Here is a 12,597-nt window from a genome sequence, read left to right as displayed (position 1 = left end):
TGAGTTGTGGAGGGGCGGGCCGAGGTCGGCGGGGGTCGTTACGCTGGAGGGATGCCGCAGACTCCCCGTGACCCGTACGAGGATCTGCCGTACGCAGATGAGCCCTGGGACGGCGAGTGGGAACCCTCCGAGCCGCCCGAGCCCATGGACTGGGAGCCTCAGGGCGCCGGGTTCGAGCCTCCGCTGGACTGGGGGCCCGGCCCCGTGACGCCCGTGACGACGAAGGCCGGGCGGTCCGCGTCTCGCCCGACGGCGTCTTCCGCGGCATCCGCCCCCGCGGCGCGGCGCGCCACGCCCAGCCGGTATCCGTCTGCGGCCGAGGCGCTGCACACGGTGTTCGGCTACGACGAGTTCCGCGGCGACCAGGCGGCGATCGTCGATCAGGTCATCGGCGGCGGCGACGCGGTCGTGCTCATGCCGACCGGTGGCGGAAAGAGTGTCACCTATCAGGTGCCCGCTCTCGTGCGCGAGGGCACGGGGCTCGTGATCAGCCCGCTCATCGCGCTCATGCACGATCAGGTCGACGCGCTTCGGGCGAACGGCGTCAACGCCGCCTATCTCAACTCCACGCAGGCGATCGACGAGCGGCGCGAGGTCGAGCGGGCGTATGTCGCCGGTGAGCTCGACCTCATCTACGTCGCCCCCGAGCGGTTGTCGTCGCCGCAGACGACGGCACTGCTGCAGCGCGGCACCCTCAGCGTGATCGCGATCGACGAGGCGCACTGCGTGTCGCAATGGGGCCATGACTTCCGCCCCGACTACCTCGCGCTCGGCGACCTGGGCGAGCGGTTCCCCGGTGTTCCGCGCATGGCGCTGACGGCCACCGCCACCCGCGCGACGCACAAAGAGCTCACCGAGCGGCTGCGGCTCGACACGGCCAAGCACTATGTCGCCAGCTTCGATCGGCCCAATATCCAGTACCGGATCGTGCCCAAGGTCGATCCGCGCAAGCAGCTGGTCTCGTTCATCCGCGCGCAGCCCGAAGGGTCGGTGGGCATCGTCTATGCGCTGAGCCGCAAGTCGGTCGAGCAGACGGCGACCTATCTCGCGGCGCAGGGGTTCGACGCCCTGCCGTACCACGCGGGTCTGCCCGCCGACGTGCGCGCGAAGAACCAGTCGCGGTTCCTGCGCGAAGACGGTGTGGTGATGGTCGCGACGATCGCGTTCGGCATGGGCATCGACAAGCCCGACGTGCGTTTCGTCGCCCACATCGACCTGCCGAAGTCCGTCGAGGGGTACTACCAGGAGACCGGTCGCGCGGGCCGTGACGGCGAGCCGTCGATCGCCTGGATGGCCTACGGCCTGGGCGACGTGGTGCAGCAGCGCCGCATGATCGATCAGAGCCCCGGTGATCGCACGTTCAAGATGCGCCTCGGGCAGCACCTCGACGCGATGCTCGCTCTGTGCGAGACGGTCGAATGCCGTCGCCAGAACCTGCTCGGCTACTTCGGCCAGGAATCACAGCCCTGCGGCAACTGCGACACCTGTCTCGAGAACCCCGAGACGTTCGACGGCCTGGTTCCCGCGCAGAAGCTGCTCTCGACGATCGTGCGGCTCAAGCGCGAGCGCAATCAGTCGTTCGGCGCCGGGCATCTGATCGACATCCTGCGCGGGGCCTCGACCGAGCGCATCCGTCAGCAGGGCCACGAGAAGCTCGCGACCTACGGCATCGGCGCCGATCTGTCGGATCAGGACTGGCGCAGCGTCGTCCGCCAGCTGCTCGCGCGAGGCATCATCGTCGCACAGGGCGACTACGGCACGCTCGCCCCCGGCGAGCAGTCGGTCGGTGTGCTGAAGGGCGAGACCCCCGTTCCGCTGCGCAAAGACACGATCGGCCGACCCGCGTCCAGTCCACGGGCGCGCAAGGCGAGTGCGGCGGATGCTCTCGACGCCGGCGACCGTCCGCTGTTCGAGGCGCTGCGTGCGTGGCGCGCCGAGACCGCGCGCGAGCAGGGGGTTCCCGCCTACATCGTCTTCGGCGATGCCACGCTGCGCGCGCTCGCCGAGCACCGGCCGGCCTCGCTGGCCGACCTCGACGGCATCACCGGCATCGGCGCCAAGAAGCGCGACGCCTATGGTGAGGGCGTGCTCGCGGTGATCGCCGCGGCCTGACCCGCGGCGCATCGCCCGACTCGTCGCTCAGCGCAGGGGAAGCACATCATCGAGGTGTGCCGTCAGGTGCGCGGCGATGTCGACCGCGTCGCGGTCGTACAGCCATTGGTACTGCAGGCCGTCCCATAGTGCGACGAGCCAGATCGCCTCATGCTCGGGGTCGCGGTGCTCAGGCAGGTCCCCATCGATCCTGGCGAGTCGGAACAGCTCCGTGAAGTAGTCGACCGCCTGAGAGAACCTGGCGGTGAAGTACTCGTGTGCAGGATGCGCGGCAGGCACCGCCTCGCACGACAGCACGGCGTACACCTCGATCAGTCCCGGTTCGTCGAGCGCGCTCACGCGGGCACCGTGGGGGATGCTCCGCAGCGCGTCGGACGCCCGATCGACGCGCACCGCCTGGCTGCGCATCCGGATGGCGCTGTCGCGCTCGGCGAGCACAGAGCTCAGCAGCAGCTCCTTCGACGGGTAGTGGTGCAGCAGCGTGGACTTCGACACGCCCACCGCCTGAGCGATGTCGCGCAGGCTCGTGTCGCCGTAGCCGTCGCGGGCGAAGAGTCTGGTGGCGTCGGCGAGGATCTGCGCACGGCGGCGGCGTCCGACTTCGTATCCCTCGGTGTCGTCGTCGGTCGCATCGGCACCGAAGACCGGGGGCAGAGGGCCGGCGGGCGTCGGCGATGCGAGTGGCTGGTCAGGATCCCGCCACCGGTGCGGCAGCGCCCACAGCGACTCGCGCTCCTCGAGCATCTGCACGACGTCGACGCGGTCGGGAAGATACTGCGAGATCAGCTGGAGTCCGTCCCAGCCGGCCATGTGCCTTGTGGTCTCGGCTGACACATCCCGACTGGCATCGATGGTGCCGTGCAGCGCCGCGTCCTCGAGCACCTCCGAGCTCAGTGCACGAAGGCGGGCGTATCGCTGCCGCATCCGCTCGTGTGCCGGGTGGCCCGGGGCGGATGCCTCACCCGTGAGTGCCGCGAAGAGCTCGAGATAGCCGGGGGTGTGCGCGTTGCGCCGGGCGACGTCGGCGAAGATCAGCTCACCCGAGTCCGAAGCGGCCCCGAGCAGATCGAACGCTCTCTCGTTCTCGTCTTCGAATCCGGCGACGACTTCGGCGAGCAGGTCGTCCTTCGAGGCGAAGTGGCCGAGGAGTCCGGGGTGGCTCACGGATGCCGCGGAGGCGATGTCGCGCAGGGACGTCGAGCGGTAGCCGTTCGAGACGAACAGCTCGCGGGCGGCATCCACGATCCGCTGACGCGTGGCCGCAGCGCGCGCCTGACGAGAACCCGTCGTCATCGCTGTCGTCATCGCTCCCCCTTCCCCCTCATTCTCTCTCATTACCAGTCGGTAGACATTCACTTACCAAACGGTCGAGATTCGTGTATCGTCATCCTCACGTCAGGTCGCAGATGACCGACGAACCTTGCCCGAAAGGATCCCCCGTGACAGAGCTGTCATCGGCCGCCACCGCGGCTGCCGTCGGTACCACCGGCTTCAAAGTCCCAGGCACCACACCGCTGAAGACGCCCCGTGGCTACACCCCCGGACTCGCCGCCGTGAACTTCGGCGTCTACCTGGCGCTTCTCACCCCCGTGATGGTGTCGATGGCGTTCAAGATCCAGCGCCTCGATCCGGTGAACACCGAGGGCAGCCTCGGACTCGTCATGGGTGTCGGTGCTGCCTTCGCGCTCATCGCGAACCCGCTGGTCGGGCGTCTCTCCGACCGCACGACGTCGAAGTGGGGCATGCGTCGCCCCTGGATCCTGGGTGGAGCGATCGTCGGTCTCGGCGGATTCGCGATCATCGGAGCCGCGACCTCGGTGCTCGTCGTGCTGCTGGCCTGGTGCCTCGTGCAGGCGTCGATGAACGCGGTGCTCGCCGCAGCCAATGCCACGCTGCCCGATCAGGTGCCGGTCTCGAGCCGGGGCAAGGTCTCGGGCGTCATCGGCATCACGACGCCCATCGGCATCCTCGCCGGCAGCTTCATCGTGAACTTCCTGCCCGGCGACTTCGAGCGGTTCTTCGTGCCCGGTGCGATCGCGCTGATCCTGGTCGTCGTGTTCGTGCTCACGCTCAAGGACCGTCGCCTCACCGAGAAGCCGGCGACGCGATTCACGGTCGGCACGTTCTTCGGCTCGTTCGTCTTCAATCCCCGCAAGCACCCGGACTTCGGATGGACGTGGCTGACCAAGTTCTTCGTGATGTTCGGCTACGCGGGCATCGCCACCTTCCTTCCCCTGTACCTCGTCAACAAGTTCGAGCTCGATGAGCAGGGGGCGGTCGGCACGATCCTCATCGCGAACCTCGCGTCGATGGCTGCCATGGCCATCTCGGCTCCGCTCGGAGGGTTCCTGTCGGACAAGATCGGCAAGCGCCGGCCGTTCGTCGCGATCGCCGGAGTGATCATGGTCATCGGTCTCGTGATCCTGGCCCTGGCGCCCTCGATCCCGGTCGTGATCGTCGCGCAGGCCATCATCGGGCTGGGTGCGGGCTCGTTCCTGTCGGTCGACCTCGCTCTCGCCACCGAGGTGCTGCCCAACCCCGACGACGTGGCCAAGGACCTCGGCGTGCTGAACATCGCCAACGCGCTGCCGCAGTCGATCGCTCCCGCCATCGCGCCGAGCATCGTCGCGCTCGGCGCGGCGACCCCGCTCGGCGGGTATACCACCTGGTACCTGTTCGGGGCGCTCGTCGCGCTCGCCGGTGCCGTTCTCGTCTACCGCATCAAGGGAGTCAAGTGACCATGACCGACACAGATGTGATCACCGCGCGACCATGGCTCGACACGAGCCTGACGATCGACGAGCGAGTGCAGCTCCTGCTCGACGAGATGACCATCGTCGAGAAGGCCGGGCTCTTCTTCCACACCATGATCGCGATCGGCGACCTCGACGAGGCGAATCCGATCTTCGGCACTCCGAGCGCGCGGGAGTTCGTCGAGGTCAAGAACATGACGCACTTCAATCTGCTGGGCGCCGCGCCCACCGGACGCGAGATCGCGGCGTGGCAGAACGAGCTGCAGCGGCTCGCCGCCTCGACTCGGCTCGGCATCCCGGTCACCCTGTCGACCGACCCGAGGCACTCGTTCATCGAGAATCCCGGTGCGTCGATCCTCGCGGGGCCGTTCTCGCAGTGGCCCGAGACCCTCGGTCTCGCGGCCACTCGCGATCCCGAGCTGGTGGAGCGTTTCGCTGATATCGCTCGGCAGGAATATACGGCGGTCGGCTTGCGCGTGGCCCTGCATCCGCAGGTCGATCTCGCCACCGAACCGCGGTGGGCGCGGCAGACCGCGACCTTCGGGGAGGATGCCGAACTCACGGGCATTCTCGGAGCGGCATATATCCGCGGGTTCCAGGGGGAGTCCTTCGGTCCGGGATCCGTCTCGACCATGACGAAGCACTTCCCCGGAGGCGGGCCGCAGCTCGACGGGGAGGATCCGCACTTCCCCTACGGCCGTGAGCAGGTCTACCCGGGTGGCGAGTTCGAGCTGCACCTCAAGCCGTTCGAAGACGCCCTCGCCGCGGGCACCCGACAGATGATGCCGTACTACGGCATGCCCGTCGGCACCGAGCACGAGGAGGTCGGCTTCGGCTTCAACAGGTCGGTCATCACCGGGCTGCTGCGTGAGCGCTTCGGGTTCGACGGCCTCGTCTGCACCGACTGGGGTCTGATCAACGACGCGGAGATCTTCGGGCAGCCGTTCCCCGCGCGCGCCTGGGGTGTCGAAGACCTGACTCCGCGCGAGCGCATGCTCAAAGTGCTGGATGCCGGCGTCGACCAGTTCGGAGGCGAGGACTGCCCAGAGCTGCTGCTGGAGCTCATCGCCGACGGCTCCGTCTCGGAAGACAGGCTCGACATCTCAGCCCGACGGATCCTGCGCGAGAAGTTCGAGCTCGGGCTCTTCGAGACCCCGTTCGTCGACGAGGATGCGGCTGACGAGATCGTCGGACGCGCTGAGTTCCGTGCCGCGGGAGAGGCAGCCCAACGAGCCTCCGTCACGGTGCTGACGAACGACGGCGCGCTGCCGTTCGGCGCCGGGCTCAGGCTCTACGTCGAGGGGATCGACCCCGAGGTCGCATCGGCCTACGGCGTGGTCGTCGCGACGCCGGCCGAGGCGGATCTCGCGATCATCCGCCTGCAGGCGCCCTTCGAGCAGCGAGACACCACCTTCGAGAACTTCTTCCACGCGGGCTCGCTCGAGTTCTCCGATGAGGTGCTCGACCACCTGCGTGCGATCGCACGGGCCGTTCCGACCGTGGTCGACGTGCTTGCGGATCGTCCGCCGATCCTCCAGCCGATCACGGATGCCGCAGCCGCCGTCACCGTCAACTGGGGCGCGTCGGGAGCCGCACTGCTCGACGTGCTGAGCGGCGTCGCGAGTGCGCAGGGACGGCTGCCGTTCGACCTGCCGAGGTCGATGGCGGCTGTTGTCGCTTCGCGTCCGGACGTGCCCTTCGACACGGCCGATCCGCTCTTCCGATTCGGTCACGGCCTCACGCTGTAGATCCTCGCCCGACCCTCTGAGACCGCCCCGCAGGCATCGACCTGCGGGGCGGTCTTCGTCGTTCGTGGGGGCCTGCGGCGGCGCGCTGCCGAGGTGCCTTTTCGTCCGCAGGATCATGTCCCCAGAGATCAACCTGCCGAGCGGTTGCGACCGGGTGCGACGAAATGTCTCGGAACATGACTCTGCATTCATGAAGTCTGGACGTTCGCTGGACTTAACATTCAAAATCCCGCAATACTGTCTGAACATGCGCTCGGTCGACACCTGTCGACGCCTGGGGAGGGCCTTGTGACGCGGAACATCTGCATCACGGGAGAGGCGAATGAGAATCATCGAGGGGAAGACTCTGCGGCGACGCAGAGCAATCGGGGGAGGCATCGCCGGCGTCACCGTCGGAGCGGTCGTCCTCGCGGGTGCGTTGGTGCCGACAGCGGCTAACGCACTCGACGACGCGAATCCGAACGATCCGTCGGTAGCGCAGGGGCAGATCATCCAGTTGCCCGCCGATCTGCTCGGCGGACTGGACATCGCGGCGCTCGGTCACACGATCACCAGCAACCCCGCCGCGGCGGGTCCGGAGCTCGGCGGTCTCGACCTGGCTCTGCTGGAGGCGCTCAGCATCGACGTCGGCACGGCCAACCTGCCACTGCTGACCGACGGCACGACGCCCGGTCTGCTGCAGCTCGGCGATCTGGGAGGCGCGCAGAGCTTCAGCTCCTCACCGACCCAGACCCAGTCGATCGCATCCTCGGGCGCGATCACCTCCGGCGGGGCCATCGATGCCGGCGCGATCGACGGAAGCGTCGACCCGGCATCCCTCGAGTTGACCGACCTGCTCGGCCAGCTGGGCCTGAGCGGCGTCACCGACGGGATCATCGATGAGGCATCCTTCGGCATCGGGGCACTGGCATCACGAGTGACGTCGGACGCGAACACGGAGACCTCCGAATACCGCATCGCCGGCTTGAACGTCGACCTGCACAGCCAGCTCCTCGACGACCTCGCCGACACGCTCGGAACGACGGTTCAGGGCTCGCTGACCCCCGTCAGCGACCTGGTCGGCCCCGGCGGCGCGCTCACCGGCCTCCTGGGCACGGTCACGTCGACCCTCGAGGCTCTCAGCCTGTCGGCCCTCGGCATCCCCGTGATCTCGGTGGACGCCACCGATTCTGACGTCTCGATCGCGGGCCTCGACACCGTCGGCGCGACCGTCGCTGCCGAGGTGCTGGACGAGCCGCTCGAGAACACGACGGGCTCTGTGCTCGTCGACCTCGAGACCGGGACGATCTCAGCGAACCTCGCTCAGATCCTCGTCGAGACCGGTGTGGGAGCCGATCTGAACAGCCTTCCGGCGAACACGCCCGTGCTGTCGGCCGCGACCATCTCGGCGATCCAGCAGGGCGTCACGTCTGCGCTCACGGGAACGCACCCGAACAGCCTCAACGGAAAGCTGTCGTCGATTCTCACGACGACTCTCGATGCGCTGCAGGTGACCCTGCAGGTCGATGTCGACCTCAACGCGGCGATCCTCGGAACCGTCGCGAGCGGCGGAGTCACCGTGCAGGGGACGCTCGCGCAGTTCGCCGGCACCGACCCCACCGACCCCACGGTGACGAGCGACCTGGCGCTGGCCGGTCTGGACCTCGGCGACATCCTCACTCCGGTGCTCGGAGCGGTGACGGGCGCGATCGCGACCACCACGGGACCGCTCGTCGACGCCGCACTGACCAGCGTCGTCCCCGGCCTCCAGACCACGCTGGCCGGTATCACCGGTCCGCTGCTCCTGGCGCTCGACCCCGTATTGCAGGGCGTGCTGTCGGGGGTGGCGACGATCACGATCAACGAGCAGTCCGAGCCGGGAGACATCCCCCGTGACAGCTTCACCGTGCGTGCGCTGGCGATCGATCTGCTTCCCGCCGTGGGCGGAGGCGTCGAACTCGACTTCGCATCGTCGACCGTGAAGTCGGCGCTTGCGGCAGTCGCCGCGATCGACGCGGCCGACACGGTTCAGGCAGGCACGAGCCTTCCTGTCACCGGCTCGGGCTGGCCGGCGAACACCGACGTGTCGGTGCAGGTCACGAGCGCAGGGGGTGCACCGGTCAATGACCCGGTGACCGTGACGACCGATGCGTCGGGCAACTTCACCGGGGGCGTCTTCATCCCCGCGTCGACAGCGCCGGGCACCGGATACATCGTGACGGCCACCGACGGCACCAGCACCGCGACGGACACGACCGAGATCACGGCCGCTGCCGCGGTCGACGCCGCACCGGCAGTGCAGGACGGCACCGACCTCGGCATCTCCGGAACGAACTGGCCCGCGAGCACCGAGATCTCGGTGCAGCTGACCGCACCCGGTGGCGGCGCGAACATCGGAGGCCCCGAGCTCGTGACCACCGATCCGTCGGGAGCATTCACGCTCGACTACCCGGTACCGGCGGGCACCCCTGCCGGAACCGGCTACACGGTCACGGCGACGGTCGGAACGCAGACGGCAACCGACACGACCGAGGTGACGAACGCTCCGGTCGCGTCGATCGATGCGGCCCCGGTCGTCCAGGCAGGCACCGACCTCGCGGTCTCCGGAACGACCTGGCCGCCGAACACCGAGGTCACCGTTCAGCTGACGGCGCCCGGTGGAGGTGCGGATGTCGGTGGCCCTGAGACGGTAACGACGAACGCAGACGGCGGGTTCACGCTCGCGTATCCCGTGCCAGCCTCGGCTGTGCCGGGAACGGCCTACACGGTCACGGCGACTGCTGGTGCGGTCACCGCGATCGACACCACCGAGGTGACGGCCGCTGCGGTGGTCGACGCCGCTGACACGGTGCAGGCAGGCACGAGCCTTCCGCTCACCGGTGCGAACTGGCCGGCGAACACCGAGGTCACCGTGCAGCTCACCGATCCGGACGGCGTCGACGTCGGCGGTCCTGAGACGGTCACGACCGACGGAGACGGCGGGTTCACGCTGAACTACCCGGTTTCCGCCTCGGCCACGCCCGGCACGGGCTACACGGTCACCGCGACCGTGGGCGAACAGACGGCGACCGACACGACCGCGGTGACCGCTGCTGCAGCCGTCGATGCCGCGGCAACGGTGCAGGCAGGCACGAGCCTTCCCATCACCGGCACCGGCTGGCCTGCCAGCACCGAGGTATCCGTGGTGCTGACGGCACCCGGTGGCGGCACGACCGTCGGCGCTCCCGCGACGGTCACGACCGATGCGTCCGGAGGGTTCACGCTCGACTACCCGGTTCCCGCTTCGACGGCTCCGGGCGCTGGCTACACGGCCACCGCCAGCGTCGGCACCCAGTCGGCGACCGACACGACCGCGGTGACAGCCGCGGCGACCGTCGACGCGGCTGCGACCGTCGAGGCGGGCACTGACCTCGCCGTCACCGGTGCGAACTGGCCGGCGGACACCGAGGTCACTGTGCAGCTGACGGCCCCGGGCGGCGCGCTCATCGGCACACCCCAGACCGTGACGACCGGCGCTCTCGGTGCCTTCGCGATCGACTATCCGGTGCCCGCGGGAACCCCCGCAGGCACGGGATACACGGTCACGGCGAGCGAGGGCGACCAGACGGCGACCGACACGACCGAGGTGACGGCGGCTCCTGTCGTCGTCGACGCGGCCGCATCGGTTCCGGCCGGCACCAACCTCGCTGTCACCGGCTCCGGCTGGCCCGTGAACTCCACGGTGTCGCTGCAGCTCACCGCCCCCGGTGGTGGAGACGTCGGAGGCCCCGTGACCGCGACCACCGACGAGTTCGGTGCGTTCACCGAGAACTATCCGGTCCCGGCTGACGCCGAACCCGCGGCGGGCTACCTGCTCACCGCGACATCCGGTGCGTTCAGCGCCACGGACACCACCGAGGTGACCGCCGGCGACCCGGGCGACGTCAACACCAACGCGGCCGCGTCGGCATCGGCGTCGGCTGATGCCACCGCAGACGGCGACCCGTCGGCTCAGGCAGCGGCTGAAGCCGCAGCTCTCGCCGACGCGACGTCAGCGGCATCGGCGGCGGCGACATCGGACGCCACCTCGGCGGCTGACGCGGCGGCGACGCCGGATGCGTCGTCGACGGCGACCACCGATGTCACGTCGACAGCCAACGCCTCTGCGGCTGTGGCCGCGCAGGCGGCGGCTCAGGCCGACGCGTCGGATGACGTGAACGCGGATGCATCGACGGCGGCGGAGTCGAACTCCGCGGCCTCGTCCGAGTCGGCGGCGACGACGGACTCGTCGACCGATGCCTCTTCTGAGGCAGCGGCGAACACGAACGCGGCGGCTTCGGCATCCGCTTCGGCGAACGCCGACGCCTCGACCGATGCGATCGCAGAAGCCTCCGCACAGGCTGCGGCCTTCGCGGATGCCACGGCGGAGGGGTCGGCTGCGGCTGACCCGGCTGCCGAGGCTGCGGCGGAGACGGCGGCGACGGCGACGTCGTCGGCGACCGCAACGGCTGACGCGACCTCGGAGGCGAACGCCGGAGCGGCGATCGCTGCTCAGGCTGCGGCGCTGGCCGACGCGACGACGGACACTGCGGCTGAGGCCTCGGCGACGTCCGACGCCTCGACGAGTGCGGCATCGAACGCGAGTGCGGCGGCGATCGCCGATGCATCGACCGATGCCTCCTCCGACGCGGTCGCCACAGCTGACGCGTCTGCGGCGGCAGATCCGACGGCTGAGGCCGACACCAACGCCTCGGCATCCGCTGCGGCATCTGCTCAGGCGGATGACGACAGCAACGCGGCGGCCCAGGCGGCGGCGGTTGCTGCGGCACTGGCTGATGCGACGAGCTCTGCTTCGGCGGCGGCTGACGTGACGGCTGATGCGGCGGCTTCGGCGGCAGCGACGGACGACGCATCCACGGATGCTTCGACCACGGCCACCACAGATGTGAATGCGTCTGCGGCTGCGGCTGCTCAGGCGGCGGCGCAGAACGACGCGACCTCGACGAGTGCGGCTGACGCCTCGGCTTCGGCCGATGCCGACCCGAACGCGTCGGCGGCCGCGGCTGCCAACGCCACCTCGTCGGCCACGGCCTCCGCATCGGCTGCTGCTGATGCCTCCGCCACGGCTGATGCCTCGGCGGCGGCTGATCCCACGGCTGAGGCCGACACCAACGCCTCGGCATCCGCTGCGGCATCCGCTCAGGCGGATGACGACAGCAACGCTGCGGCCCAGGCGGCGGCAGTTGCTGCGGCACTGGCTGACGCGACGAGCTCCGCTTCGGCGGCGGCTGACGTGACGGCTGATGCGGCGGCTTCGGCGGCAGCGACGGACGACGCATCCACGGATGCTTCGACCACGGCCACCACCGATGCCAACGCCAGTGCGGCTGCGGCTGCTGCGGCTCAGGCCACGGCGCAGAACGACGCGACCTCGACGAGTGCGGCTGACGCCTCGGCGTCGGCCGATGCCGACCCGAACGCGTCGGCGGCCGCGGCGGCAAACGCCACCTCGTCGGCCACGGCCTCCGCATCGGCGGCTGCTGATGCCTCCGCCACGGCCGCTGCTGAGGCATCCGCCTCGGCGACGGCTGAGGCCTCGGCGTCGGCGGATGCTGATGCAGATCCGACCGGCAACATCGCCATCACGCTCGAGAACCCGGTTCTGGAGCGTGGCGAGAAGCAGACGGCGGTCGGCACCGGGTTCAAGCCCGGCGAGTCCGTCACCGGAGTGATGACCTCCGCGCCGATCGCACTGGGGACCAAGGTCGCCGATGCGCAGGGCACGGTCACCTTCACCTGGACCATCCCGTCGAGCACCGACCTCGGAACCCACGCGGTGACCCTGACCGGAGCGACCTCCGGCAGCGTCTCGGCCTCGTTCCAGGTCGTGGCCACGGGCCTCGCCACCACCGGTGGGGAGATCCAGGGCGGGTGGATCGCGCTGGCGGGTCTGCTGCTGATGCTCGGGCTCGGGATGACGAGGATCGCGCGTTCCAGACGGCCGATCGTCCAGACGGAGTAACGCA

The 12,597-nt window shown here is 69.3% G+C and carries 5 protein-coding genes; 4 read left to right on the top strand and 1 reads right to left on the bottom strand.

The window, feature by feature from the left end:
• Window positions 1-51 precede the first annotated feature (51 nt).
• On the top strand, window positions 52-2,112 hold the full coding sequence (recQ, locus tag ACLKOY_RS08950) for a DNA helicase RecQ (RefSeq protein WP_436453311.1): 2,061 nt from the start codon (window positions 52-54) through the stop codon (window positions 2,110-2,112).
• Between the two features lie 27 nt (window positions 2,113-2,139).
• On the opposite strand, the gene ACLKOY_RS08945 is transcribed toward recQ, so the two are convergent.
• Window positions 2,140-3,417: a TetR/AcrR family transcriptional regulator gene (locus ACLKOY_RS08945; protein ID WP_436453310.1), complete on the bottom strand. Its 1,278-nt coding sequence runs from the start codon at window positions 3,415-3,417 to the stop codon at window positions 2,140-2,142.
• A gap of 134 nt (window positions 3,418-3,551) precedes the next feature.
• Here ACLKOY_RS08945 and ACLKOY_RS08940 point away from each other — a divergent pair, with 134 nt between their 5' ends.
• The 3 genes from ACLKOY_RS08940 to ACLKOY_RS08930 all read left to right on the top strand — a co-directional run bounded on the left by ACLKOY_RS08940 (window position 3,552) and on the right by ACLKOY_RS08930 (window position 12,593).
• On the top strand, window positions 3,552-4,850 hold the full coding sequence (locus ACLKOY_RS08940; protein ID WP_436453309.1) for an MFS transporter: 1,299 nt from the start codon (window positions 3,552-3,554) through the stop codon (window positions 4,848-4,850).
• Window positions 4,851-4,852: 2 nt separating this feature from the next.
• Window positions 4,853-6,613 (top strand): glycoside hydrolase family 3 protein, encoded by a 1,761-nt coding sequence (locus ACLKOY_RS08935; RefSeq protein ID WP_436453308.1) that lies wholly within the window; start codon window positions 4,853-4,855, stop codon window positions 6,611-6,613.
• Window positions 6,614-6,935: 322 nt separating this feature from the next.
• A complete protein-coding gene (locus ACLKOY_RS08930) occupies window positions 6,936-12,593 on the top strand; it encodes a choice-of-anchor G family protein (protein WP_436453307.1) in 5,658 nt (1,885 codons plus the stop codon).
• Window positions 12,594-12,597 lie beyond the last annotated feature (4 nt).

It is taken from the genome of Microbacterium sp. K2 (genome assembly GCF_051365005.1).
Taxonomy (GTDB): Bacteria; Actinomycetota; Actinomycetes; order Actinomycetales; family Microbacteriaceae; genus Microbacterium; species Microbacterium foliorum_B.
Note: the sequence above shows the minus strand (reverse complement) of the source record. Positions and strands in the feature narration are given on the sequence as shown.